At 64.0% G+C, this 26,276-nt stretch carries 23 protein-coding genes; 11 read left to right on the forward strand and 12 right to left on the reverse strand.

The genetic code is table 11. The annotated features are described in order from the left end of the window. Positions 1–63: 63 nt before the first annotated feature. The 4 genes from Q7U29_RS18410 to Q7U29_RS18425 all read right to left on the reverse strand — a co-directional run bounded on the left by Q7U29_RS18410 (position 64) and on the right by Q7U29_RS18425 (position 6,512). Positions 64–1,242, reverse strand: coding sequence for a substrate-binding domain-containing protein (locus Q7U29_RS18410; protein ID WP_304743790.1), 1,179 nt, complete (start codon positions 1,240–1,242; stop codon positions 64–66). A gap of 114 nt (positions 1,243–1,356) precedes the next feature. Next, entirely contained in the window at positions 1,357–3,405 is a 2,049-nt protein-coding gene (locus Q7U29_RS18415) for an acyl CoA:acetate/3-ketoacid CoA transferase (RefSeq protein WP_304743791.1), read from the reverse strand. 175 nt (positions 3,406–3,580) lie between these two features. Then, positions 3,581–5,263 (reverse strand): putative bifunctional diguanylate cyclase/phosphodiesterase, encoded by a 1,683-nt coding sequence (locus Q7U29_RS18420; RefSeq protein ID WP_370691777.1) that lies wholly within the window; start codon positions 5,261–5,263, stop codon positions 3,581–3,583. Between the two features lie 286 nt (positions 5,264–5,549). Further along, the gene (locus Q7U29_RS18425) at positions 5,550–6,512 is read right to left on the reverse strand and encodes a sensor histidine kinase (RefSeq protein WP_304743793.1); all 963 of its coding nucleotides are present in this window, start codon (positions 6,510–6,512) and stop codon (positions 5,550–5,552) included. Positions 6,513–6,700: 188 nt separating this feature from the next. Here Q7U29_RS18425 and Q7U29_RS18430 point away from each other — a divergent pair, with 188 nt between their 5' ends. The 3 genes from Q7U29_RS18430 (at position 6,701) to Q7U29_RS18440 (ending at position 9,254) form a co-directional block, all read left to right on the forward strand. Next, positions 6,701–7,546, forward strand: coding sequence for an SDR family NAD(P)-dependent oxidoreductase (locus Q7U29_RS18430; RefSeq protein ID WP_304743794.1), 846 nt, complete (start codon positions 6,701–6,703; stop codon positions 7,544–7,546). 113 nt (positions 7,547–7,659) lie between these two features. After that, positions 7,660–8,163 (forward strand): cupin domain-containing protein, encoded by a 504-nt coding sequence (locus Q7U29_RS18435; RefSeq protein ID WP_304743795.1) that lies wholly within the window; start codon positions 7,660–7,662, stop codon positions 8,161–8,163. Between the two features lie 26 nt (positions 8,164–8,189). Further along, positions 8,190–9,254 carry an adenylate/guanylate cyclase domain-containing protein gene (locus Q7U29_RS18440; RefSeq protein WP_304743796.1) on the forward strand — a complete coding sequence of 355 codons (1,065 nt, stop codon included), beginning with the start codon at positions 8,190–8,192 and terminating at the stop codon, positions 9,252–9,254. Positions 9,255–9,270: 16 nt separating this feature from the next. On the opposite strand, the gene Q7U29_RS18445 is transcribed toward Q7U29_RS18440, so the two are convergent. Together Q7U29_RS18445 and Q7U29_RS18450 are read right to left on the reverse strand one after the other, a co-directional pair. Continuing rightward, positions 9,271–10,647, reverse strand: a complete 1,377-nt coding sequence (locus tag Q7U29_RS18445; protein ID WP_304743797.1) for a cytochrome P450 — start codon at positions 10,645–10,647, stop codon at positions 9,271–9,273. A gap of 202 nt (positions 10,648–10,849) precedes the next feature. After that, a complete protein-coding gene (locus tag Q7U29_RS18450; protein ID WP_304743798.1) occupies positions 10,850–12,091 on the reverse strand; it encodes an LLM class flavin-dependent oxidoreductase in 1,242 nt (413 codons plus the stop codon). Positions 12,092–12,262: 171 nt separating this feature from the next. On the opposite strand from Q7U29_RS18450, the gene Q7U29_RS18455 reads away from it, so the two are divergent. From Q7U29_RS18455 to Q7U29_RS18475, 5 genes are all read left to right on the forward strand, one after another. Further along, complete coding sequence (locus Q7U29_RS18455; protein ID WP_304743799.1) at positions 12,263–12,964, forward strand: VOC family protein; 702 nt, start codon at positions 12,263–12,265, stop codon at positions 12,962–12,964. A 167-nt stretch (positions 12,965–13,131) separates the two neighbouring features. Next, on the forward strand, positions 13,132–13,389 hold the full coding sequence (locus Q7U29_RS18460) for a hypothetical protein (RefSeq protein ID WP_304743800.1): 258 nt from the start codon (positions 13,132–13,134) through the stop codon (positions 13,387–13,389). A gap of 82 nt (positions 13,390–13,471) precedes the next feature. Beyond that, a complete protein-coding gene (locus Q7U29_RS18465) occupies positions 13,472–14,692 on the forward strand; it encodes a PHB depolymerase family esterase (RefSeq protein ID WP_304743801.1) in 1,221 nt (406 codons plus the stop codon). 166 nt (positions 14,693–14,858) lie between these two features. Further along, positions 14,859–17,348, forward strand: a complete 2,490-nt coding sequence (locus tag Q7U29_RS18470; RefSeq protein ID WP_304743802.1) for a PAS domain-containing protein — start codon at positions 14,859–14,861, stop codon at positions 17,346–17,348. A 120-nt stretch (positions 17,349–17,468) separates the two neighbouring features. After that, positions 17,469–18,743, forward strand: coding sequence for a caspase family protein (locus Q7U29_RS18475; protein WP_304743803.1), 1,275 nt, complete (start codon positions 17,469–17,471; stop codon positions 18,741–18,743). 12 nt (positions 18,744–18,755) lie between these two features. Here Q7U29_RS18475 and Q7U29_RS18480 read toward each other — a convergent pair whose 3' ends face one another. The 3 genes from Q7U29_RS18480 to Q7U29_RS18490 form a co-directional block, all read right to left on the reverse strand. Beyond that, positions 18,756–19,442, reverse strand: a complete 687-nt coding sequence (locus Q7U29_RS18480) for an MBL fold metallo-hydrolase (protein WP_304743804.1) — start codon at positions 19,440–19,442, stop codon at positions 18,756–18,758. Between the two features lie 205 nt (positions 19,443–19,647). Beyond that, entirely contained in the window at positions 19,648–20,745 is a 1,098-nt protein-coding gene (gene lpxD / locus Q7U29_RS18485; protein ID WP_304743805.1) for a UDP-3-O-(3-hydroxymyristoyl)glucosamine N-acyltransferase, read from the reverse strand. Positions 20,746–20,971: 226 nt separating this feature from the next. Next, positions 20,972–22,093 carry a vWA domain-containing protein gene (locus tag Q7U29_RS18490; protein ID WP_304743806.1) on the reverse strand — a complete coding sequence of 374 codons (1,122 nt, stop codon included), beginning with the start codon at positions 22,091–22,093 and terminating at the stop codon, positions 20,972–20,974. A 158-nt stretch (positions 22,094–22,251) separates the two neighbouring features. On the opposite strand from Q7U29_RS18490, the gene Q7U29_RS18495 reads away from it, so the two are divergent. Next, complete coding sequence (locus tag Q7U29_RS18495) at positions 22,252–22,749, forward strand: MmcB family DNA repair protein (protein WP_304743807.1); 498 nt, start codon at positions 22,252–22,254, stop codon at positions 22,747–22,749. A 180-nt stretch (positions 22,750–22,929) separates the two neighbouring features. Next, the gene (locus tag Q7U29_RS18500) at positions 22,930–23,832 is read left to right on the forward strand and encodes an NAD(P)-dependent oxidoreductase (protein WP_370691776.1); all 903 of its coding nucleotides are present in this window, start codon (positions 22,930–22,932) and stop codon (positions 23,830–23,832) included. Positions 23,833–24,032: 200 nt separating this feature from the next. Here the strand turns inward: Q7U29_RS18500 and Q7U29_RS18505 are convergent, their stop codons facing one another. Together Q7U29_RS18505 and Q7U29_RS18510 are read right to left on the reverse strand one after the other, a co-directional pair. After that, on the reverse strand, positions 24,033–25,016 hold the full coding sequence (locus Q7U29_RS18505) for a tripartite tricarboxylate transporter substrate binding protein (RefSeq protein ID WP_304743809.1): 984 nt from the start codon (positions 25,014–25,016) through the stop codon (positions 24,033–24,035). 185 nt (positions 25,017–25,201) lie between these two features. Then, positions 25,202–25,393, reverse strand: coding sequence for a hypothetical protein (locus tag Q7U29_RS18510; RefSeq protein WP_304743810.1), 192 nt, complete (start codon positions 25,391–25,393; stop codon positions 25,202–25,204). A 154-nt stretch (positions 25,394–25,547) separates the two neighbouring features. On the opposite strand from Q7U29_RS18510, the gene Q7U29_RS18515 reads away from it, so the two are divergent. Next, positions 25,548–25,769, forward strand: coding sequence for a hypothetical protein (locus Q7U29_RS18515; RefSeq protein WP_304743811.1), 222 nt, complete (start codon positions 25,548–25,550; stop codon positions 25,767–25,769). A 67-nt stretch (positions 25,770–25,836) separates the two neighbouring features. Here the strand turns inward: Q7U29_RS18515 and Q7U29_RS18520 are convergent. Next, positions 25,837–26,276, reverse strand: a 440-nt coding sequence (locus Q7U29_RS18520; RefSeq protein ID WP_304743812.1) for a nitroreductase family protein, incomplete at its 5' end; no start/stop codon positions are given.

Here is a 26,276-nt window from a genome sequence, read left to right on the forward strand (position 1 = left end):
AATCCGAGTGCGTCGAGAGACCCCCACCCCGGCCCTCCCCCGCAAGCGGGAGAGGGAGCAGAATTACCGCTTGTTGCGGATCGGCACGTTCATGTCCTCGATCTTGATCTCGCGGACCGGCTCGTTCACCGCCCACGCCAGGTTCGGATCAACCTTGACCTTGAAGTGATACATGCTCTGCAGCGCCTGATGATCTTCCTTGCGGAAGATCATCTTGCCCTTGGGCGTATCGAACTCCATGCCTTCCATGGCGCTGATCAGTTTTTCGGTATCGGTGGATTTCGCCTTGGTGACCGCGGTGACCACGGCCATCGCCGCGGCGAACCCGCCCGCCGTGAAGAAATCCGGCGGCGCGTTGAAGCGCTTCTGGTGCTCCTTGACCAGCCAGTCGTTCACCGGATTCTTTGGAATATCGTAGTAGTAATAGGTCGCTCCCTCCATGCCGGGCAGGCTCTTGTAGGCCGCCAGCGCCGGCAGGATGTTACCGCCAGTCGATAATTCGATGCCGTAACGCTTCGGGTCCATATCCTGCAGTTTGCTCAGGGGATTGCCGGCGCCGGCCCAGATCACCCAGATGATCTTGCGGCCGGGCTTGTCCTTCAGCGCGTCGAACAGACGCTGGCCGGCCGCGGTGAAGTCCGTCGTGGTGGTCGGCGCGTACTCTTCGGCTGCCAGCGTCGCGCCGGTCTTGGCCAGCGCTTCCTTGAAAGCGGCGACGCCGTCCCGGCCGAAGGCATAGTCCTGGGCCAGCGTCGCGATGGTGACGCCCGGCTTGCCAATGGCGATCGCGTTCGAGATTGCATCCTGCGAGGAGTTGCGGCCGGTGCGGAAGATGTACCGGTTCCACTTTTCCCCGGTAATCTGGTCCGCGACCGCGGGTTCGACGATCAGGATCTTCTTGTTCTCCTCGGCAACCGGCAGGTCGGCAAGGGCCGCGGCGGACGAGGTCGTGCCGATCGCGATATCGACCTTGTCGTCCTGGTAGGCTTCCGCCAGCGCTGACTTGGACAGATCCGGCTTGCTCTGGTCATCCTTGGTGATGATCACGATCTTGCGCCCGTCGAGCGTCATGCTGCCCTTGGTGGCATACTCAAGTCCCATGCGCAGGCCGGTTTCGGTCTGTTTCGCGTAGGCTTCCAGCGGTCCGGTCTTGCCGTAGATCAAGCCGATCTTCAGATCCTGCGCGGGGGCGCTCCCGATCAGGCCGAGTGTGACAGTTGCAAGAATGAGTGGGTAACGCACGGCGGTCCCTCCTGTTGCAGAATGGATGTCAGCATAGCGATTTGCACAGTCGGACGAACATTGCAATTCGATGTTTCGGCCGCGGACGACTTCGGCGAAAGCGTGTTCCGATGTCTAGCCGGCCTGCCCACGAACTGGGCGTTGCTCACCGGATGTGCCGCCGATCCCCGCGACGTTTCGCCAGTCCGATTGCGCTTCTTCCGCGCTTTCGAAAATATGCGCGGCGACGCCGCGTCGTTCCAGGGCTTCGCCGAGCTTGATGCGCAGAAAGCCCGAGGTGGTGTAGCGCGAGACGCCCGAATAGAAGCGGTCGGCGAGACCCCGCACCATGGCCGAATACTCATCAAGCAGCTCCGGCACGATCGAGAAATTGTCGTAGTTGACGATCGCGTAGACCCGGCGGCCCAGCCCGCCGAGCCGCGCTTCGACGGATCTGGCGATGGCGTCGATATCGGCGCGGCTGCGCAATGCATAACGCTCCAGATTGACGAAGAACAGGTTCTGCCGCTCGTCGAGGGTGAAGCGCTGATCGAGCGGAATGGTGAGCATGTCCTCGCGCAGATCCATCGGGCCCTGCCGGAAGATCCGGGCGTCCATGGCGATCGGGTCGCGCGGTATCAGCGGCCTGAAATCCATCAGCGCGAGGATATCCCGCTCGATCTCGATGCCGGGGGCGATTTCAATGAGCTCGAGTCCGTCAGGCCGGAGGGTGAAGACGCAGCGCTCGGTGACGTAGAGGACGCTCTGCCCGCGCGCGGTCGCGTAGGCGCCGCTGAACGTCACATGCTCCACGGCTTCGACGAATTTGCGCGCCCTGGCTTCCTCCAGGATGGCGAGCTTGCCGTCGGCGAGCGCGATGCGCAGGTTTCCGGCGCCGAAGGTGCCGACGAAGATCACCTTCTTGGCGTTCTGGCTGATGTTGATGAAGCCGCCGGCGCCGGCCAGTTTGGGGCCGAACTTGCTGACGTTGAGATTGCCTGATCGGTCGACCTGCGCGAGGCCGAGAAACGCCGCGTCGAGACCGCCGCCGTCGTAGAAATCGAACTGATAGGGCTGGTCGATCACCGCCTGGGTGTTGATCGCGGCGCCGAAATCGATGCCGCTGGCGGGAATGCCGCCGATTGTCCCCGGCTCCGCCGTCAGCGTGATGAGGTCGATGATGCCCTCCTCGTTGGCGACTGCGGCGATGCCATCGGGCATGCCGATGCCGAGATTGACGACGCTGTTGGGCTTCAGCTCGAACGCCGCGCGGCGCGCGATGATCTTGCGCTCGCTCATCGGCATCGGCGGCAGCGAGCCCGCGCGCACCCTGATCTCGCTGCTGAAAGCGGGGTTGTATTGCGTGCCGAAGGTCTGCCAATGATTTTCCGGCCTGGCGACCACGACGCAGTCGACCAGGATGCCGGGGATCTTGACCTGGCGCGGATTGAGGCTGCCGCTTTCGGCCACCCGCTCGACCTGCGCGATCACGATGCCGCCGGAATTATGCGCCGCCATCGCGATCGCCAGCGCCTCCAGCGTCAGCGCTTCCTTCTCCATGGTGAGATTGCCGTCGGGATCACCGGTGGTGGCGCGGATGATGCCGACGTTGATCGGAAAGATCTTGTAGAACAGGCATTCCTGGCCGCCCAGCGTGACCAGCTCGACCATGTCCTCGGTGGTGCGGGCGTTGAGCTTGCCGCCGCCGTTGCGCGGATCGACGAAGGTCCCCATGCCGACGCGCGAGATATGTCCGGGCCGGCGCGCCGCGATGTCGCGAAACATGTGGGTTATGACGCCCTGCGGCAGATTGTAGGCCTCGATCTGATTGGATATCGCGAGCGCCTGCAGTTTCGGCGCGAGGCCCCAGTGGCCGCCGATCACGCGCTTGACCAGCCCCGCATGCGCGAAGTGATTGAGGCCGCGATCCTTGCCGTCGCCTTGTCCGGCGGCATAGACCAGCGTCAGATTGTGCGGTTTGCCCTGCGCATAGGGCGCGTCGCCCTCGCTGGCGAGATAGAGCTGCTCCAGCGCCAGCGCGATTTCCTCGGCAAACCCGATGCCGACGAAGCCGCCGGTGGCGACGGTATCGCCATCGCGAATGAGGCGCACGGCTTCCGCCGCCGTGACGATCTTGCCCTTCTCCGCGTTGCGCAGATAGGGCAAGGCTGGATGCTGGCTCACGGCGTTCCTCCCGGGATGGCTTTCAAACCGCGTGTCGGATTCCCGATTGCTGGCGGTTGCTCGACGTTCTGCGCCCTGGCGCATCGATCATAGGAGTCTGGACCGGAAGCCGGTTTGCTTCAAATCAAAAGACCGGCGGATGGCGGGCCGGAAGGGAGGGACAGCGCGCGTGCGGTCAGCGGCGATAGCGCTCGCCGCGCGCAAGGGCCGGACGGCTTTCCTGCGGCGGACGGCTCGCCAGGCTGGAACGCGCTTCGCTGGCGATGGGTATGGCCGGAAGCAGTTCTTCGAGAAAGATCGGCCGCGAGAAGTAGTATCCCTGCGCATAGCGGATCTTGGTGGCGGCCTGCAGGTAGGCGAGTTCCTCGAAGGTTTCGATGCCCTCGGCGATCACGGTCATGCCGAGCGCCTCGCTCAGCGATTCGATCGCCCGCAGGATGCCCTGGCTGCGCGGGCGCCTGTGAATGTCGGTAATGAATGAGCGGTCGATCTTGATTTCGTCGGCGGTGATGTCGGCCAGCGCCGACAGGGACGAATAGCAGGTGCCGAAATCGTCGATCGATATCCGTACCCCCAGTTTCCGGAAGATCGGCAGGATCTCGTCCTGGAAATGGGTTTTGGTGACGAAGGCATCCTCCGTAACCTCGATCATGAAGCGCTCGGGATAGCCGGTGGCCTCCAGCGCCAGCGCAAACGTCCGCATGAATTCCGGGTTGCAGGCCTGCTTGGCCGCGACGTTGATGCTGATGGAGGCGTCGGGACCGAACGTCTCGTTGATCAGGTCGATCGACTTGACGATTTCGGTCAGCACCAGATGCGTGAGCTCGTCGATCAGTCCAAGCTCGACGGCAAGATTGACGAAAGTGCCGGGGGCCTGAATGACACCTTCATCGTCGCGCAGCCGCACCAGTGCCTCGATGCCCTTGATGTCCTGGGTTCGGATATCGACCTTGGTCTGGAAGGCGCAGCAAAAGCGCTTCTCCAGAATGGCGAGCCGCAGCGACTGCTCGACCTTCATTCGCGCCAGTGCCTCGCGCTCCATGCTGGAGTCGAAGAAGGCCGCGGAGCCCTTGCCGTCGTTCTTGACGCGATACATCGCGATATCGGCGTTCTGGCGCAGCAGGTCGTAGCTGCGGCCGTGCTCGGGATAAAGGCTGATCCCGATCGAGGTCGAAGCGAAGATCTCCGATCCGTCGATGAAGTAGGGAGCCCTCAGCCGTTCCAGCGTAAAGCGGATGTATTCCGCCACCTCCTGCTCACTCTGGATCGGATTGAGCAGCAGCAGGAATTCATCGCCGCTGATCCGCGACAGCATGTCGGATTCGCGCAAGTCCATTCCAAGCCGCTTGGCGACTTCGATCAGCAGCGCATCCCCGATCGGATGACCGTAATAGTCGTTGATATGCTTGAAATTATCGACGTCGAGAAATGCCAGCGCGAAGCTGCCGTGCGGCTCGTCGCGCTTCAGAAGGCTGTTGACGCGGTGTTCGATCACGCCCCGGTTGGGCAGGCCGGTCAGCTCGTCGTAATAGGCCGACCGGAACAGGTGATCCTCGAGCGCCTTTTGTTCGCTGATGTCGGCCGAGCTCGACAGCAACAGGTTGCGGTCCGCGATGCGAACCGGCCGGTGGGTGGTGAGAAAGACCTGTCTGGCCTGGTCGCTGTTGACGCATTCCTCTGCAACCGCGTGGCTGCCGGTGCGCAGCAGCTCCATGCCGGTCTTGCGGCGATGGTCCAGCTCCCTGGAGGCAGGCGCCTCCAATTCGCTCCCGGCCATCCCGAGCTGAGCCGCGGCGGCGTCGTTCACCAGCAGGAAGCGGCCCTGCTCGTCCTGAACCGTTACGCCGGTCGGGAGCATCCTGAAGACATCCCTCAGAATTCTCAATTCGTTGGCGAGAGCATTCTCGCTGTCGCCTTCGCTCGCGGCGATCCGCTGCTCGTATTGGATCCGGCTTTGCATGCCGCCGACTTTGGCGGAAGCTCTTGTAGTTTTGGTTAAGTGGAACTCAAAAAGTCGGCTCCAGTTGTGCGAGTGTACGATTTGAACCGGCTCCGCCCGATCGTCATTAACAGAACTCTAACGCGATTTCGCAATGCCCGTCGGTCGGCGAATTCGCGCGCTCGATGCACCAAAAGGAGGCACTTCAACTGGCGGGGATGCGACACTGCATGGTGCAGTGAACCCCGGTCTTCAGGAAGGCAATTTCGGTCTTGCCGTCGAACGAGGTGAGCGCCGATTTCAACAGCTTGGTGCCAAAGCCGGCCGCCCCGACGCTTCCGATCGGAGGACCTTCGGTTTCGTCCCAGGTGATGTTGAGACGGTCGCCGGTCACCAGCCACGACACCTGCAAGAGGCCGCGCGGGGAGGAAAACGCGCCATACTTGCCGGCATTGGTGGCGAGCTCGTGGAATATCAGGGCCAGGCTGACCGCGAGCTTGTCGGGAAGGAACAGCGGATCACCGTTCAGGTTGAACCGCACATGTCCGTAAGGTCCGAGCTCGGAGACCAGCAGGTCCTTGATGTCGCACCCCCGGCCCTCGACCCTTGCGATCAGGTCGTCGGTCCTCGCCAGCGCCCGCAGCCGCTGATCGACGCCGGCCCAGATCTCCGGCCGATCGTGCAGCACCTGGTGCAGAACGGCGTGAATCGTCGATAGTTTGTTCTTCAACCGGTGCTGCAGTTCGCCGACAATGAGTTTGCGATACTCCTCTTCCCGGATCAGCCGCTTCGAAATCTCCCGCTGCTGCGAGGCGATCGACCGGTAGTGCTCGACGCCCCATATCGTGAGGCCACAGGCGATCAGATAAGCCGCCAGCAGCGCCAGCCTGGCGAAATCGGCGGTTGTTTCGCCGAAATTGAGCGCCATTCCGAGCACGCCACCGGCCAGCGCCGTCCCGAGTCCGAGCCGGAAGCCGCCGAAGGCGGTGGCAAACACCACGGCCGGAAAATACGGGGTGAAGAATACATCCGGCCGGACCTGGGCAAGGCCCCACCGCGCCGCGGTCGACAGCGCGAGGCAGCCGGCCGCAAATCCGATGCCGAGAAGCGGCGATGGCGGGGATATTCCCCGCCAGGCCAGTCGAAATTCGTCGATCAATTTCCCCATGACTGACATCAGCCGATCAGCGAATCCAAAATAAGGCCGAGCATAGAGCAAATTCCCGCCATCGCGGCCAGAAACGGCGTCAGCCGTACCCCTCCTCGAGGACGCTGCCACGCAACAAAGCATGGCTTGCGTAGTTCCGGCGGGCCGGAGATAAATCCAGGGCAAGAGCGATCAGATGGGAGAACGACATGGGACGGCTGGACGGCAAGGTCGCGGTGATCACAGGCGCGACAAGCGGCATCGGACTGCGAACCGCCGAGATATTCGTCGCGGAAGGTGCCAAGGTCGTCATCGCCGGGCGCCGTGTACCGGAGGGCGAGGCGCTGGCGAAAAAACTCGGCGACGCCTGCATCTTTCGCCAGACCGACGTCATGGTCGACGAGCAGATCCGCGCGCTGATCGAGCTGTCGGTCGAGAAGTTCGGCCGCATCGACTGTCTGTTCAACAATGCCGGCGGCCCGGCGCAGACCGGCGGCATCGAGGGCCTCGACGCCGCCCGCTTCGACGCCGCGATGGTGACACTGGTGCGCAGCGTGATGCTCGGCATGAAATACGCCGCCCCCCATATGCGAAAGCAGGGCTCCGGCAGCATCATCAACAATGGCAGCATCGCCGGACGGCTTGCCGGCTATTCCACCTCGCTGGTCTATGGCGCGGCCAAGGCCGCCGTCATCCACCTCACCAAATGCGTGGCGATGGAGCTCGGCGAAGCTGGCATCCGCGTCAACTCGATTTCGCCGGGCGTGATCGCCACCGGCATCTTCGGCAAGGCGCTGGGCCTGTCGGTGGAGGCGGCGGAGAAGACGCCCGAACTGATGCACGGTGTCTACAAATCGGCGCAGCCGATTCCGCGCGCCGGCTTGCCTGAGGATATCGCCCACGCCGCGGCGTTTCTCGCCAGCGACGAGTCCAGCTTCATCAACGGCCATGACCTGGTGATCGACGGCGCGATCACCGGCGGCAAGAACTGGACGGTGCAACAGCAAGGTTACGTCGGGTTGCGCGAGAAGTTCGAGAAGGCGACGGGAGGGTAGCCACGGTACCATCAACGTCATTGCGAGCGTAGCGAAGCAATCCATTCTTTCCTTGCTCTGCCACATGGATTGCTTCGCTACGCTCGCAATGACGAACGAGACAGGAGCCATCAATGTCCGCAACATTCAATACATCGCTGGGTCAAACCCCAATCCGCCCGCTGCATCTGGCGGTCATGGCCGGCCTCGCCTGCGCCTTCGTGATCGGCAAGGCCTTGCCGTCGACGATGGACGCCATCTCGGCGGTGATCGCGCCGCTGTGTGCCAGCAGCGCCCCCACCGGCTCCTCGCTCGACACCGTCGAGCCGATCGGCTCGTATGCGCTGCCGAACGTGCCGGGCAAGCGCGTCACGATCGTGCGGGTGTTCTACGGCCCCGGCGGATTTACCCGCGCGCATCGCCATGGAGGCTCGGTCACCGCCTACGTTACCAGGGGCGAGATCCGCTCGCAGCTCGGCGGCGGTCCGGTCGAGACCTTCAAGGTCGGCCAGTCGTTCTTCGAGCCGCCGGGGGCGACCCATCTGGTCTCGGCCAATGCCAGCAACACCGAGCCCGCCGAACTGATCGCGGTGTTCGTGGCGGACGAAGGCGCGCAGCTGACGACGTTCCTTGAGTAGAATTACCGCAGGCGACTGACCGGGTCGTGTATGGTCTCGTCCAGGCAACGCGGGGTGCGGGCGGTATGGACGCAAGGCTTGAACGAAGACTGCGCTTGTTTGCCATCCTTGTCGTTGTCAGCGTAGTCGCGTCCGTCGCGTTTGCCTTCGCGCGGGGCTATACTTCCCTCGCAGGAATAGCGGTGGGAGTCGCGTACGGAGTACTCCTCACGATCCCGATCGCGGGCATCTCCCTGTTCGTCCTGCAAGGCCCGATGCGGCCATGGCTCGGCGGTCTTTCGTTTACCGCCGGCCTGATGGTGCGAAGTGCGATCTTCGCGGCCATTATCGTCCCCACCCTGTACTTTCAACTGGGCAGCGTCATCGCCGGCGTTCCCGTCGATCCGGCCCACAAGGGATTCTGGGTCAATATCGCCTTCGCCGTTGTGTTCGTGATCCTGGCCAATCTCATCATCGGCATCGCCAACATTATCGGGCCGCGCGCGTTGCTGAATTTCGTCTCCGGTCGATACCACGCCCCGATCGAGGAAAACCGCTTCGTGCTTTTCGTCGACATTGCGGGATCGACGGGGCTGGCCGAGCGGCTCGGCGGCGTTGGTATCCATCGCCTGCTCGACCGGACGTTTCGCCTTCTGACCCTTGCCGTCGTCGACTATCGCGGCGAGGTCCTCGACTATGTCGGCGATGAAGTGATCGTGACCTGGCGGGAAGACGGAGGAGCGATTGAGTGTCGTCCGCTTCGCTGTTTCATGGCGATGCGCGATGAACTGGCGCGCGCATCGGATCAGCTGCAACGCGAATTCGGCGCGGTGCCGCGGATTCGCGGTGCCTTGCATTTCGGGCCGGTGATTATCGGAGAGATCGGTGACGTCAAGCGCGCCATCGTCTTCAACGGCGACGTCATGAATACCGCGGCGCGGCTGGAGGAACTCAGCCGCAATGTCGATGGCGGCTTCCTCGTGTCCCGAGCCGCGATGGAGCGGTTCAACTCCCCGCCGCCGTTCGCGGTTCGCGACCTCGGGCGCCTGCCGATTCGCGGACGCAACGATGGTATCGACGTGGTTGGCATCGGCACACCGGCGCCGGTCTGATCCTGGCCTGGATCGGTTAATTGATCGCCTTAAGTGTCACCCGCAATCCGTCGCGCGGCTTCGGGATCGGCCATATCTGCCAGGCCGGCTTGTAGCCGGGCTCCAGCGAGACTTCCAGGTTCTGCAGGAAATGCCGCGTGAAGGTCTTCGCCTGCATATGGGCGAAGTGCAGCCCGAGACACATATGTGCGCCGCCGCCGAAGGGCACCCAGGCGAAGCGATGCCGGTAGCGTTGCGCCTCGTCGGTGAAACGCAACGGATTGAACGCTTCCGGATCGGGCCAGATCTCCGGCATGTGATGGGTGTACAGCGGATTGACGCCGACCAGGGTGCCGGCCGGAATCGCAAAACCCCTGAAGGTGAAATCGCGCACCGCGCGGCGCGGGATCGAGGGCACCGGCGGCTTCTTGCGCATCGCTTCCTTGAACGCCATCTCGGTCAGCGGCATTTTTTCCAGATTGTCGAGGCTCGAGGGATCGTTGGCATCGATGCCCAGGCCCCGGACTTCCTCGCGCAGCCGCTGCTGCCACTCCGGATTTGCCGCGAGTTCGCCGATGAACGATGTCAGCGACGACGTCAGCGTGTCGTGTGCCGCCATCATCAGGAAACTCATGTGATCGACGATATCCCGGGTCGACAGCAGCGCGCCGTCCTCGTGGGTGGCGCGGCACAGCTGCGAGAACAGGTCCTCGCCCTCCCGGTCGCGGCGGATCGGGATCTGCTCGGAGAAATAGGCGACGATGCGCTCGCGCCCTTTGACGCCGCGGGCCATCTGGGTAAACGGCAAGGGCTGGCGGATCGGCGTGACCGCCGCCGCCACCATGTCGACGAAGGCGCGCGTGATCTCCTCTACCTCGGGACCGATGCCGGCGCCGAGAAAGGACGTGGCGGCGAGGTCGAGCGTGAGCTGCTTCATCGCAGGATAGAATTGCATCTGGCCGGGGTTGGCCTTCCATAGTGCAACCCGCGCCGCAATCCCGGCATCGAGCGCCGCCAGATAGGATTTCATCGGTCCGGACTTGAAGGCGACCGAGAGCGCGCGCCGGTGCAGGCGATGCTCGTCGAAATCGAGCAGCATCAGCCCGCGCGGAAACAGCCGGCCGAGCACGATCTCCCAGCCATGGGTCGAGGAGAACAGCTTTTGCTGGTCGAACAGCACGAGTTCATTGGCTTCAGGGCCAAGCAGCGTGATGCTGGTTTCGCCGAGCACGCGGCTGCGGTAGACCGGCCCGTATTTCGCGGACATCCGCTCGACTTCACCCTTGGGGTCCGCAAGGATGTTGAGCGTGCGGCCGACGATCGGCCAACCCTCGTTGCCCGGAATATGCCGCAGCGAGCGCGCCTTCGCCGGGGTAATGACCTGCGCGGGTGAGGCCACACTTTGCATCGACATGGCAGTTGCTCCGGTTGATCGCAGTCAATAATCCAGCAAACAAGGGCGGGCGGTCATCGGCATGGTCGAGTCAGGAAAATAGCCCTTTCTCCTTGCCAGCGCAAAGGCTCATGGCGCGGCGCGATCAAGCAATCGATTCCTCGTCATTCCGGGTCTGGTCCCTCGGACCATCCCGGAACGACGCAAACAAAGTTCGCCTTGGTCAGGCCTTCTGCTTGGCGGCTTCCTTCTGCAGATCCGGCGCGTTGATGGTCGGGATCGCGACGCGGCCGGGACCGGTGTGCTGCAGCGCCGCGGCGGCCTTGTCGTTCTCCATGATCTTGGCCATCACGGCCTGGCCGGCGCGCTCGAACACCGCGCGGTTGTCGATCACGAATTGCTGCGATTTGCGCAGGGAGGCGATATAGCCGTTGATCTCCGGCACCACGTAGCGCGCCACCATGTCCCAGCTGCGACGGGTATTTTCCGGATTGGCCCAGTCGTGCACGAAGCCGACGATGGTGCCGACGCCGCCGGAGACCTCCATCAGGCTCTTGATGGTTTTGACCAGATCGTCGGGGGTGCCGATCGTGGAGGCCGCGCCCTCGCCGCCGGCGGTCTTCTCCACGGCGTCCTCGGGCGACGTGAACGGCTGCAGGCCCGGACGCTGCAGGGTGCGGACATTATATTCGTTGTGCCAGCGCATCAGGCCCGGTCCCGCCTCGCGCTGCGCCTGCTCGCGGGTTTCGGCGATGTGCCAGGACAGCAGCACGCGCCAGTTGGCGCGGCTCACGGTGGTGCCGGCTTTTTTCGCGGCGTCCTCGGCAAAACCCCATTGCGTCGGCAACGCCATCAGGCCCTGCGTCGACATCGATCCCAGCGAAATGATGCCGATGCCGTATTTGCCGGCCAGCGTCATGCCGGACGGCGAGATCTGCGAGGCCACCACGAACGGCATCTCTTCCTGCAGCGGCAGGATCTGCAGCGCGGCGTCGTTCATGGTGAACCAGTCGCTTTTGGCGGTGACGCGCTCGCCGTTGAACAGCCGGCGGATGATCGCGATCGCCTCGTCCTGGCGGTCGCGCTGCGTCATCGGATCGATGCCGAGCGTGTGCGCGTCGGAGGCGAGCGCGCCCGGTCCGGAACCGAAAATGGCGCGGCCGCCCGTCATGTGGTCGAGCTGCACCATGCGCTGGGCGACGTTGTAGGGATGGTGATAGGGCAACGAGACCACGCCGGTGCCGAGCATGATGCGCTTGGTGCGCTCGCCGGCGGCGGCCAGGAACATCTCCGGCGAGGCGATGGTTTCCCAGCCCGAGGAATGATGCTCGCCGCACCAGAATTCGTCATAGCCGAGCGCGTCGAGCTGTTCGACCAGGTCGAGATCCCTGCGGAATTGCAGCATCGGATGCTCGCCGATCGGGTGATGCGGGGCGAGGAAGGCTCCGAATTTGAGGCGCGCCATGGGGTTTCTCTCCGGACTTTGTTGTTCTTGGATGCTTGGGCTCAAACTACGGGGCGCCGCGCCGCAAGGCAATCGCGCACGGCCGCCAATGCTGCATGGTTGTCGTGCAGGGCAGGGTGACGTAGCGTCCGAATTCCTTTCGAAACGTACAGCCGTGAACGGCCTTCGCCCATGAAACTGGCAAAACCCCGCATCGATATCGGTTTTGCGACCAATGATGCGCCGGCCGCGCTGGCATTCTGGCAGAACCGGATCGGCCTGCCGTTCGACTACACCCAGCCGATCCGCCGCGGTTACAAGCAGCACCGTCACGATCTCTGCGGCTCGATCCTGAAGATCAACCAGGTCTACGATCCGCTCCCCGACGCCCCGCCGGCGGGCTACCGCGAATTGCTGATCGCGCGCGACGGCATCGCGGCGCCGCTGCCGCTCGTCGATCCCGACGGCAACCGCGTCTCGCTGGTGCCGAGGGGCATGCTCGGGATCGAGCGTATCGGAATCCGCCTCGGCGTCCGCGACGTCGAGGCGCATCGACGTTTCTATATGGAGGCGCTCGGACTGCCGCAGGGCAACGCCAATGGCCCCGGGGAGACCTATCTCGCCGGCGATACCGTGCTGATCGTGGAGCCCGACCCCGGCGCGCCGCATGATGCGGCGTTCGAGGGCAAGGGGTGGCGCTACATCACGTTCCAGGTGTTCGAGGTCGACCGCGAGCACGCTCATGTGCTGGCCCATGGCGGCCGCGAGGCGCGCGCGCCGGTGACGCTGGGGACCACGGCGCGGATCTCGATGGTGCGCGACCCCGATGGCAACTGGATCGAACTGTCGCAGCGCGCCTCGCTCACGGGATCGCTGGAGCCGGCAAGCGCGTAGGTCCGATGCATACAAACTTAATGAACATGATCTAATCGTCTTCACGCATTCCAGAACAGAACGCGAAGGTCCCGGTCCTTCTGTGGCGGTCGAGCCGGGACCTTCATCTCAAATCTTTCCCCCTGTTGCAGCTCCGGCCGGCCTCTCTGCACTCAATTCGGGTCCGGTTGGGCGGCCTTCCGGCGTTCGACAACGATCCGGGTTTTAGCTGGAACATCTGGGCCGGACTGTTGCGTCCCGACGACAGACTTCGACTCCGTGTCGACGCGGCGATCGAGGCGCTGCTGGCGGGTGGCACGATCGCGCAAAATACGCCCGCTACGGCATCGAACTGCGGCCTCGCGGTGAGGGGCAGCACGCCCGCCACATTCCAGCCGTCGATGCGGCGCGCCGTTAAGCAACGTCCTGTTAAAAGCGGGGATTGACAGCGCACGACCTTTTTATTTTGCAGTGCAGCAACTATCTGGTCCTGATGGGGTTAATAAGCCTCGCATAAAGGAGCCGCCGTTGTCCCTCGCCGATAATATCGAATTCCTGCGACGTCTGCCTAAGCTGAACGGTTTCAATGGCTTGGGGGATATCGGGCGGAATCTGCGGTCACCCGTGGACAGTCCGCTGGTGGAAACCGCCGACTTTGGGTCCAATCCGGGCGCACTCCGGATGTTTTCATTCGTGCCGGATCACCGCCAGGCGGTGCCGGCGCTGGTCGTCGTCCTGCACGGCTGCGGACAGACCGCGGCCGGCTACGATCTCGGCGCCGGCTGGTCGATGCTGGCGAAGCATTACGGCTTCGCGCTGCTGATGCCGCAGCAGCAGTCATCGAACAATGGCAATGGCTGTTTCAACTGGTTCAATCCGGAGGATACCGCGCGCGACAGCGGCGAGGCCTGCTCGATCCGGCAGATGATCGCGCGGATGGAGCTCGATGTCGGCATCGATGCGCGACGCGTCTTCGTCACCGGGCTCTCCGCCGGCGGCGCCATGACCTCGGTGATGCTGGCAACCTATCCCGAATTATTCGCCGGCGGCGCCATCATCGCCGGACTGCCGTTCGGCGTCGCCACCAACATGCGCGAAGCGCTCAGCGGCATGTTCCAGTCGCCATCCCGTCCGGCCGGCGAACTCGGCGATCTCGTGCGCAACGCGTCAAATCACAAGGGCCCCTGGCCGAAGCTGTCGGTCTGGCATGGCAGCGCCGACCGCACCGTCAATCCCGCCAATGCCGACGAGATCGTCAAGCAGTGGCTCGACGTGCATGGGCTGCCGTCGGCGCCGATGTCCGAGGCCGATGTCGACGGTTACCCCCGCCAGGTCTGGTGGAACGCGGATGGCGAAACCATCGTCGAGTCCTACACCATCACCAACATGGCGCATGGCACGCCGCTCGGGATCGGTGACAATGACGAGCGCTACGGCGCGCAGGGCGCGTTCCTGATCGAAGCCGGCATTTCATCCTCCTATCACATCGCGAATTTCTTCGGCCTCACCGAATGGATTCATCTGGCTGCCAGGGAAACTGCGAAGGAAACTGCGAAGGAAACGGAAAAGCCAGCCGTGAAGACAACTGCGACCGCCGAGGGCGCACCGGATCTGACACGGGTGCTCTGGCCGATGACCACGCTCAGTCGCCGTCCCGAGCCGACTCCGGCCGCGCCTCAAAAGCGCGCCGGCATCGATGTCAGCGCCGTCATCACCCGCGCGCTCACGGCCGCCGGCCTGATGAAATAGCGGCCGTGCCGGGCCGCCCCGGCATCCGCCCTGCGGGCTCGGGCTACTTTGTTCCATCGATACCGGATTTATTTGGAACCAACGGCTGTCTTGTGCGTTTGGGGCTGTGACCGGCGGTTACGTTCCGGCTGCTCGTTTGGGCTGAACCAGCCACCGATCGTTTTGAATGTTGAAGGTCAGTAAACCGGGTTCTGCGGATTTTCTCGCTGGCGGCGGGGAAATGGGCGCGTTGACGCGCGCCTATGACTGGTTGGCGAGTCCGCTCGGCGAGCCCGGAAGCTGGCCGCAAAGCTTGCGCACTGCGGTGCGGATTGTGCTCAATACCAACCACCCGATGTTCATCTGGTGGGGTCCCGAACTGATCCAGTTTTACAACGACGCCTATCGCCAGACCATGGGACCCGAGCGCCATCCGAGTGCGCTCGGTCAGCGCGGCCGGGACTGCTGGGCCGAAATCTGGCCCATTATCGGCCCGCAGATCGAACGAGTGATGAGCGGCGGTGGCGCCACCTGGCATGAAAAACAGCTGGTGCCCGTCACGCGCTACGGCAAGCTCGAGCAGGTCTACTGGACCTACAGCTACAGCCCGATCGACGAGGATGACGGCATTGGCGGCGTGCTGGTGGTCTGCCAGGACGTCACCAGGGATGTTGTCGCCGCCGAGGCCTTGCGGGAGCGCGAGGCCGAACTGGCCCGGGTGCAGCAGATCGGCCGGATCGGCGGCCTCGAGGTCGACCTTCGCACCGGCTTCCGCAACCGCCGCTCGCCGGAATATCTGCTGATTCACGGGCTGCCGCCGGATGCCGCCAACGAGACCCACGAGGATTGGGTGCAGCGCGTCCATCCCGAGGACCGCGAAGCCGCTGAAACAAAATTCCGCGATGCCATCGCGGGCGACGCGCGCGAGTACAGCGTGCAATACCGGATCATCCGGCCGAGCGACGGCGAGGTCAGGTGGATTTCGGTCAAATCCACCATCGAGCGCGACGGGAACGGAAAGGCCATTCGCCTGGTCGGCGCGCACAGCGATGTCACCGAGCAGGTGGTGGCGGACCAGGCCCTTCGGCAAAGCGAGGAGCGGTTTCGCAAGCTTGCCGACCAGCTCGCCGAACTGAATGCGACGCTGGCGCAGCGCGTCGAGGAAAAGACCCGGGAGCGCGACCGGATCTGGAACGTGTCGCAGGATCTGTTGCTGGTTTCCGATCGCGACGGCGTCTGGCGAACGGTCAATCCGGCCTGGACCCGGACGCTGGGCTGGAGCGAGGCCGAATTGCTCAACCGGACGTCGGAATGGCTGGAACATCCCGACGACGGCGGCACGACGCGGGCGAAGTTCAAGAAGCTCGGCGAGCGTGAAACCACCGTCAGGTTCGAGAGCCGTTTCCGCCACAAGGATGGCTCGTATCGCTGGCTGTCGTGGACCGGAGTGTCCGACAAGGACCACAATTACGCCGTGGCCCGCGACGTCACCGCGGACAAGGCCGCGGCCGAACGGCTGAAGGCCGCCGAGGAAGCGTTGCTGCAGTCGCAGAAGATGGAAGCGGTGGGGCAGCTGACCGGCGGCATCGCCCACGACTTCAACAACCTGTTGACCGGTATCGTCGGATCGCTGGACCTGATGCAGACCCGTCTCAATCAGGGGCGGACCGACAACGTCACGCGCTACATCAACGCGGCGATGACATCGGCGAACCGCGCCGCGGCGCTCACCCACCGCCTGCTGGCGTTCGCGCGGCGGCAGCCGCTGATTCCCAAGAGCGTCGATGCCAATGCGCTGGTGGTGTCGCTGGAGGATCTGCTGCGCCGGACCATCGGCGAGACCATCGATCTCGAGATATCGGCGGCGGAGGATCTGTGGGGCACGCTGTGCGACCCCAACCAGCTGGAAAGCGCGCTGCTCAATCTCGCCATCAACGCGCGCGACGCCATGCCTGACGGCGGCAGGCTCGTCATCGCCACCGCCAATGCGCGGCTCGACAGCACGAGCGCGAATGCGCCGGCGCTGTCATCAGGCGAATATATCTGCATCAGTGTCACCGATACCGGCGTCGGCATGAGCGCGGAGGTGGCGGCGCGCGCCTTCGATCCGTTCTTCACCACCAAGCCGATCGGACAAGGCACCGGCCTCGGGCTGTCGATGATCTATGGATTCGCGCGGCAGTCGAACGGCCATGTGACGATCGACAGCAGGGTCGGGCAGGGCACGTCGGTGAAACTCTATTTGCCACGGCACCACGGCGGCTTCGATACCGGGCATGCCTCGGCGGTCCGGGCGGCCGAACATGCCGCGACAGGCGAAACCGTGCTGGTGGTCGAGGACGACACGGTGGTGCGCGGCGTCATTCTGGAGATGCTGGGCGAGCAGGGCTACCGCACGCTGGAGGCGGTCGATGGACCGTCGGGCCTGAAAATCCTGCGCAGCGGCGCGCGGATCGATCTGCTGGTCACCGATGTCGGCCTGCCCGGCATGAACGGCCGCCAGCTCGCCGACCAGGCCCGCGAAAGCCGCCCCGATCTGAAAGTTCTGTTCATCACCGGCTACGCCGAGAGCGTCGCGATCGCGGACGGTTTTCTGCAGCCCGGCATGGAAATGATCACCAAGCCGTTCGACCTCGACAATCTGTCGCGGCGGATCCGCGGCATGGTTTCTGGCTAGCGATTGGTCCATGGCCGGGTCGGTGTGACCCGTGGTCTCGTCGCGTGACGCTCGCCTATTGATGCCCCGGACAAAGTGACCGATGATCGCGGCGGGTGGTTGCGTGAGGGGCTTTGAGTCATGCGGATTTCGTGGCCGATCCGGTTTGCCCTGGCGGCGGTTATCCTGCTGCCTTGCCTGGCGCTGCACGCCGCTCCGGCGTTGGCAGAAAAACGCGTCGCGCTCGTGATCGGCAACGGCGCCTACCGGAACGCTACCCCTCTGCCGAACCCGCGCAACGACGCGCAGGATGTCGCCGCGGCACTGACCCGCACCGGATTTGAGACTATTATCGGCGTCGATCTCGATCGCGCCAGCATGGACAAGGTCGCCGTCGCCTTTAACCGCGCCGCGCGGGATGCAGATGTTGCTGTGTTCTACTATAGCGGCCACGCCTTGCAGTTTGCCGGCGTCAATTACCTGATGCCGGTCGACGCCAGACTGACCGATGAGGCCGATCTACGGCTGATGGCGCGGGTCGATGACGTGGTCGCCGACCTGCAGCAGGCGAAGAATCTCCGCATCCTGGTGCTCGATGCCTGCCGCGACAATCCGTTCGCCGAAGCGTTGAAGCGTTCGGTCGGGCGCACCAGGGGCGCCACCCTCGGCAACGGTCTTGCCAAGATGGACAGTCCGAAGGGCATGATCGTCGCCTACGCCACGCAGGCCGGCCGTACCGCCGAAGACGGCTTCGGCCGGAACAGCCCGTATACGGCGGCGTTCCTCAGGAACATCGAGACGCCGGAAGAAATCGGCACAGTGTTTCGCCGGATCAGCGCCGACGTTTACGATGCCACCCGGCGGACACAGCTTCCCGAGCTGTCGCTGTCGCTGATCGGCGAGTTCTATCTGAAAGGCCGGTCGTCGGCCGCTTCACCGGCGACGGCAAAGTCGGACGAGGTGTCCGCGCTGGAGCAGCGCCTGAAAAGCCTTGAAGAGCGGCTGAGGACGAAAGATGAGCCACAGAGCGCGCTGGCGCCGGCGGCGCGGATGACTCCGCCGGTTACGGCCGCACCTGCAGCGCTGCCGCCGGCGGCCGGCGCCTACGACCCGGTCGGCGCCGTAACGGCCTTTTACACCGCGCTTTCGGAAGCCAACGGCCGTTCGGCAGTGGCGTGGGTGGTGCCGGAAAAGCGCGGCGCCGGGCCTTATGTCGAGGCCAACATCACCAAGTTCTATTCAAGCCTGCGCGAGCCGCTCAGGATCCTGAGCGTCGAGCGGATCGACGCCGATCATGTCGGCGTCAAGTACAGTTTTGTGCGGCCGAGCGGCAGCGCATGTGCCGGCGACGCCAAGGTCAATACGGTGTTCCAGAAAGGCCGGACATTTATCAAGGGCATCGCGGCGAATTGCTAGGTTCGCCGTCGCTTACATCTCGCCGGTGAGGAACGGATTGGTCATCCGCTCCTGGCCGATGCTGGAGCCGGGACCGTGGCCGCAGATGAAGCCGACATCGTCGCCGAGCGGCAGCAGTTTTTCGGTGATCGATCTGATCAGTGTGCCGTGATCGCCGCCGGGCAGATCGGTGCGCCCGACCGAGCCGCTGAACAAGACGTCGCCGACATGGGCGAAACGCATCTCCTTGTTGAAGAAGACGACGCTGCCCGGCGAATGGCCGGGGCAATGCAGGACATCGAAGACGAGCTTGCCGACCGAGACCTGATCGCCTTCCTCGAGCCAGCGGTCGGGTACGAAATCGCGCACGCCGGCCATGCCGAAGCGCAAGCCGCTCATCACCACATTGTCGGTCAGGAACTTGTCGTCGATATGGGGACCGATGATCTCGACCTCGAGCGCGTCGCGCAGATCGGCGGCGCCGCCGACATGGTCGATATGGCCATGGGTCAGCCAGATCTTTTCCACCGACACGTTGGCCTGCTTGATCGCGGCCAGAATCTTGTCGACGTCGCCGCCGGGGTCGATCACCACGGCCTTCCTGGTGGCTTCGCACCACAGCAGCATGCAGTTCTGTTCGAACAGCGTGACGGGAATGATGAGGGCGCCGGCCTTCGCCGTCGCGTCGGTTTGCTGGTTGGCTTCTGTTTGCTGGGTCATGGCCGCACAATGCCGATTTTTGGCGGCTCGCCAAGAAAAAGATTCGACACTTTTCTTCTCCCCTCCTCCCGCGTAGCGGTGGGGAGGGGTCGGGGGTGGGGGGTCTCTCCGCGCGTACGACTGAAAGCGAATTTGCTGAGACGCCCCCCACCCTCGACCCCCCCACGCGCAAGGGCGCGTGGGGGGAGGGGAGAAGAAGTTAGCGCTAACTCTCGGACGGATCGTCGTCGGAGGTCTTTTCGTCGGAGGTCTCTTCGTCCGACTTCTTGCGGGCCTGCGCCGCGAGTCGCTCCAGCGCCACCACTTCGCGCAACCATTGTTTTTTCGGCTTGGCCGGGAAGCCGCCCCAGAACTGTCCCGCGGGCACGTTCTCGTAAATGGTCGATCTCGCTGCCGTGATCGCGCCCTTGCCGACGGTGATATGCGGGATGATGCCGGTGCGCGGTCCGAGCACGACGAGATCCTCCAGCGTCACGCTGCCGCTGAGGCCGGACTGGGCGACGATGATGCAGTGGCGGCCGACGATGCAGTTGTGGCCGATCTGGCAGAGATTATCGATCTTGGTTCCCTCGCCGATCACGGTGTCCCGAATGCCGCCGCGATCGATCCGCGTGCCCGAGCCGATCTCGACGTCATCATGAATCACCACGCTGCCGACCTGCGGCACCTTGGTATGTCCCTCCGCGCCCAGCAGATAGCCAAAACCGTCCTGGCCGATATCGCATCCGGGGTGGATGATGACGCGGTCGCCGAGGTGGCTGTGGGTCACCGTGCAGTTGGCCCCGATCGCGCAATCGTTGCCGATCCGCACCCCCGGGCCGATCACGGCGTGCGGGCCGATCAGCGTGCCGGCGCCGATGGTGGCGGACGGTCCGATCACCGCGAACGGATCGACCGTGACGCCCGCTCCCAGCTGCGCCGTCGGGTGCACCATCGCGCCCGGCGAGACGCCCACGGTGCCGAACATCGAAGCCGGACGCAGCGCGCCGCTGTAGATCTGGCGGGCGACCGCGACAAAGGCGTCATACGGTTTTCGCACGCGCAATACCGCGGTTCCCTCGGGGGCATGGCGCACGAAGCGCTCGCTGGTCAGGATGACCCCGGCCCCGGTCGATCGCAGCGAAGCGACGAATTTGGTTTCGGAAACGAAGGTGAGATCGGTCGCCGTAGCCTGATCCACCGGCGCAATGCCGCTGACGCGGCGGGCGAGGTCGGCTCCCTCGCACGGCTCGGCCCCGGTCAATGCGGCAATCTCGGCGACGCTGAAATCCGCGCCGCGCGCAAAAAAACTGAACTCGGTCACAATCCCCGCCCCCTCAGGCGGCACTACATAACCCGGCAGGGCGCCATTCCCAAGCCCAATCCGGGGGTGGGAAGGGCTCTCTCGTCGTCCCTGCGAACGAACGCAGGGACCCATACCGCGTGGTCTATCGTTCAAGCACTCTATCAGGCGGCTTGCGTGCGACCACCGCCGCGGCGTATGGGTCCCGGCTCGGAGGCCGGGACGACACCGTTTGTGATGATGCAGATTACCGCTTGATCTGCGCCTTCAGCGTATCCTCGACCACGCGATCGAACGACGACGCCTTCGGCGGCGCCTTGGCTTGCGCTTCGGCGACGAACTTGTCGCGCTTGGCCACCAGCGCGCCGAGTTTTTCGTTCAACGCCTTGCGCTGGTTCATCTGCCTGTCGACTTCATCCATGCGCCGCTCCGGCTTCATCGCGCGGAGATTCTCCGGCAAGTCATCCTCCTTGATGGTGGAGAAGCTGGTGCGGCCGGCCTTGACGTCGCTCACCAGGTCGCCGTCGCCGGTGACGGCCTCCGACGATCTCTTGGCGCGCTTGTTGAGATAAACAGCCATCTCGGACGCCTGCGCCGGCGCCGCGGCCGCCACCTGCGATAATTGCCTCGTCTTGTCCTCGGTACGCTTCTGTAGCGCCCGCGAACCGTAGGGGATCACGGTGCCGTTGATTTCGCGCTGCAGGATGATGATGTCTTCGTCATAGGGCGTCTCGATGATGACGACCTGGCCGCCATCCTGCGGGATCGGGATGAAGCGGCCGTTGCCGTTCTGCGCGATATCGCGCCACACCCGCTCGGTGTCGCGGGCGTTGCCGGCCAGCACCGCGTTGACGAGGATGTCCTTCTGCTTTGCTACTGCCAGCGTGGTCGGATATTTGGTGTCCTGCGCGTAGTCCATATGCGGCGGCGCGTCGCCGACCAGGAACACGATCCGCCTGGTATCGCCGGACAGCGTCCAGCGCAGTTTGTTGACGGCGACGTCGAGCGCTTCGTTGACGCTCTCGGCCCAGTCGCCGCCGCCGCGCGCCTTCATCTCCAGCAGATTGGCGTAGAGGTCCTGGATGTCGGTGGTGAGGTCGAACGTCCTGGTGACGTAATCGTCGCCGACGTCGCGATAGGCGACCAGCCCCATGCGGATATCGGCGTCGGGATTGCTATCCACGATGGCGGTCGCAATCGACCAGATCTTGCGCTTGGCGCCCTCGAGCAGGCCGCCCATCGAGCCCGTGGTGTCCAGCACGAACGCGACCTCGACGGTGGGTTTTGCGACGGCTGCCGAAAAGCCTGCCGACAACGGCAGGCTGGCAAGCGCGAGCGCGAATGCGCTCCTGGTGATGACTGACTTCATCTTGTTGGTCTCCTCCGGTGTTCCGTCCCCTGGAACCGAGAGTTCCCCGGCTTCACGGTCCGGTGAGGTCCAAATCAAGGCCGCGTGATCGCGAAATTACGGCTTATTGGCGCACCGGTTTAATGGGCGGCCGGCGCAAGATCAGCTAGACTGCATCCATGGAATCGCCCGCCCGCAAAGTCGGCCTGGAGGTCAGCCTCGTGCCGCCGCCCGACCGTCGCCAGTCGGAGACGGCGCTGGCGATCGCGCGCGGCACCGCGCGGCTGCTGCGCTCGCTGGGATTTGCCTGCATCAGCGAACTGCCGCTGCCGTCGGGACGGCGCGCCGATCTGGTGGCGCTGAACGAGCGCGGCGAGATCTGGATCGTCGAGATCAAATCCTCGGTGGAGGATCTGCGCGCCGACCAGAAATGGCAGGATTATCGCGCCCATTGCGACCGGCTGTTCTTTGCCTTCACCCGGGATCTGCCCTGCGAGATTTTCCCCGAACGAACCGGCCTGATCGTGGCCGACGCCTATGGCGCGCATCTGCAGTGCGAGGCCCCGGAGCACCGGCTGGCAGCACCCACCCGCAAGCTGATGACCGTGCGCTTCGCGCTCGCCGCCGCCCAGCGCATCAACCGGCTGGTCGATCCGCAGGGGCATGGCGAGTTCTAGATTCTTCTCCTTCTCCCCTCCCCACCACGCGCAAGAGCGCGTGGGAGGAGGGGAGAAGATCGCGCACGGTCAACTCCACGCCGCCAAATTTTACACCACCGCAAAAAACCTTTACCTCGCCTGACATCGATGCCGGGGCAGGTCGAAGGCCCGCCCTCAACAATAAAATGGGAGAAACGCATGGAAAAGGTCGGGTTCATTGGATTGGGACGGATGGGACGGCCGATGGCGTCCAATCTCTGCCGCAGGGGTTTTCGCCTCACGGTCAACGACATCAACCCGGAGGCGGTTGCCGAACTCGAATTGCTGCAGGCCGGCAGCGCCGCCACCGTCGCGGAAGTGGCGCAGAAATCCGACATCATCGTCACCATGCTGCCGAATTCCGCCGTGGTCGACGACGTCGTCTCCCGCGCCGACGGCATCATTGCCAGCGCGAAGCCCGGCGCGCTGATCCTCGACATGAGCACGATCGACCCCGATACCACCGACCGGCTCGCCAAAGCCGCCGCGGCAAAGGGCATTGCGTTCGTGGACGCGCCGGTCGGCCGGCTCGCCAGCCATGCCGACCGCGGCGAATCGCTGTTCATGGTGGGCGGTTCGGTCAGGGATTTCGAGCGCGTCAAACCGCTGCTCGAGGCGATGGGCAGCACGATCTATCATTGCGGCGAGGTCGGCAGCGGCACCAGGACAAAACTGGTCAACAATTTCCTGGCGGTGTCGTCCTGCCAGATGAATGCCGAGGCGCTGGCGCTGTCGCAGCGTTTTGGCCTCGACCTCGAACGCACCCTGGACGTGCTCTACGGCACCACCGCGGTCAACGGCCAGCTCAAGATCGCATGGCCGGTCAAGGTGCTGGCAGGCGACATCGAACCGGGCTTCACGATCGACCTCGCCCACAAGGACCTGACGCTGATCATCGATGCGGCCAATGCGGCGAAAGTCCCGATGCCGATGGCCGCCGCCGCCCGCGAAGCCTTCTCCACCGCCCGCGCCCGCGGTTTCGGGGCTAAGGATTTTTCGGCGATGGTCGATGCCCTGTGCGACCTCGCGGGGATCGAGAAGCCGAGGCTGAAGAAGAAGTAGCCTGTCGGAGCATAATTCAGACCTCATCCTGAGGAGCCGCGCGCGCTTCGCGCGCGGCGTCTCGAAGGATGGCGGCAGGCCATGTGCCAGATGGTTCGAGACGCGCACCAGGCAGCGCAAGGGCGCCGCCCGACGCGCTCCTCACCATGAGGGATTGGGGTGCGGCTCGATCAATCCACCCGACGGTCGCCCGTCGGCAGCTACTCCGCGGGCTTGACGCCGAGATCGCGCAGGATGCGCAGCATCACGTCACTGTCGCGCTTGAAAATACGCGCCGTCGTCGCGAGATCGGCCGGAGAACTCAGGATGAAGTTGTTCAGCATCTGCTGGACTCTTGCGTCGGAGCCGGCCTGGATCAACAGCTGCGCGAGCCGATCGACGATATTCCCTGGCGTGCCGGTCGGTACCGCGAAAACCGTGAAGGCGCGCAGGTCGTAGAAGTCGCCGACGGCGCCCTGTTCGGTCATGGTCGGCGTATCCGGATAGGGCGGCAGGCGGCTGCCGACCACGCCGATCAGGTTTCCGGTTCCCGCCTGAATGATGGGGGCCGCCGCGGCATAGCTTCCCGCGGCGCCATCCAGCGTCTGCCCCGCGATGTCATTCCACATCGGCGCCTCGCCGCGGTACTGGATGACCTGGAATTGAATGCCGTACTGCTTCGCGATGGTCGCGATCAGGACGTGCGGCGTCGAACCCACGCCGTACGATCCCCAGTTCAGGCTGCCGACTTTTTTGCCATATTCGATGAACTCCCGGAGATTGGTGGCGCCGGTCTTCTTCGCCGCCACCACCGGGCCGCCGGCGCCGCTGACCATCGTCAGATAGACAAAATCCTTCTCGGGATCGTAGGGCAGGTCCTTCACCGTCAGACGGTTCTGGATCAGCGACGAGGAAATCGTGCACAGGATGGTGGTGCCGTCGGGATCCGCGCGTTTGGCCTCCGTCACGCCGATCACGCCGCCTGCGCCGGCCTTGTTCTCGACGATGACCGTCTTTCCAATTTGCCGTTGCAGATAGTCGCCGAATGCCCGCGCGATGCCGTCGGTCTGGCCGCCCGCCGGATACGGCACGATGATCCGAATCGGGCGCGCGGGCCACGCCGGTTGCGCCGCGGTCTTCACGGAGGGGGCGCACAGCACCGCCGCCGAACCCGTCACGAACGTTCGCCGTGTCAGTTTTTTCATTTTCCTGCCCTGATATTTTTTTGTTCAGGGTGAGAGATTAGCGCCGCAGGGCGGATTAGCGAAGCGTAATCCGCCGTTCATAACCGTCGTGCATCGCCGGGTTACGCTGCGCAAATTCCGCCCGGCGGCAGGCACCCCAAGCCGTCATCACCCGCGAAGGCGGGTGATCCAGTATTCCAGAGGCGTTACGAACGGCTATTGGACCTCATTGGAAGGACGATACGTGCCTTCGCGCCTGCACGTGTTCCAATCGGAGGGAAGCACGCTGCCCTTTTCTCCAACATCGACTTGCTTGGATTCGCGGCAGCGGCATTGGCCGCCGGAACGATCGCGAGCAGGACAATTACAGCGGAGAACAGTATTGCGACCTTTTTCATGTCAATCTCCTTCGGTTAAACCGCCGCCTACCCTGGACCGCCCATGATCTTGCGGACGTGATTGACGTCACACACTATGGCCGGGAGCTGCTTCTATGCTTCTTGAAGGCGGCACCTTGATACAGTGGCGCGCCCCGCGCGCGTGAGGATCAACATGCAGAAATCCAAAACCTGTCCGAAGTGTCAGTCCACTGACATCGTTCGAATCCCAGGTGACGTTCGAGGCTTCGGGGCTGGAAATAACATCATCGTCGGGGCGACAGTGTTCAGCGCCGTCAAGGTGACGCGCCATCTTTGCACCGCATGTGGTTTTAGCGAAGAGTGGATCGAATCCCCTCAAGATATCGCAAGCATCATGAAGAAGTACCGACGTTAGCGGCGCAGTTCGTACAGGATGGGTCAGGCTTTTCGCGAAACCCATCGCCGTGCGAACATGGGTGCACCTAATTCCCGAAACCGACGAACACCGTGGCTTCCTCGACCGATCGCCGCTCCGACACCACCGCATTGGCCGGGAAATTGTCATCCGGCCAGCCCAGCGCGATGCTTTTCATGATGATCTGGTCGTCGGCGATGCCGGCGTGCTCGCGCACCACGGGCGATTGCATGATGCCCTGGCTGTTGATCACGGCGCCCAGCCCGCGCGACCAGGCGGCATTCACCAGCGCGGTCGCCACGGCGCCGCAATCGAACGGCGTATCGTCGCTGCCATCCAGCACGCGGTCATACGTCACGATCACGCAGACCGGCGCATCGAATTGCCTAAACCCGCGCAGCACCCAATCTTGACGCCGCTCCGCATCCTCGCGCGCGATTCCCATCGCGGAGAACAGTTGCTTGGCGACGCCGACTTGCCGGTCGCGGTGCGGACCGGCAAAGGCCT

The sequence above is a fragment of the Bradyrhizobium sp. genome, assembly GCF_030654605.1.
GTDB lineage: Bacteria > Pseudomonadota > Alphaproteobacteria > Rhizobiales > Xanthobacteraceae > Bradyrhizobium.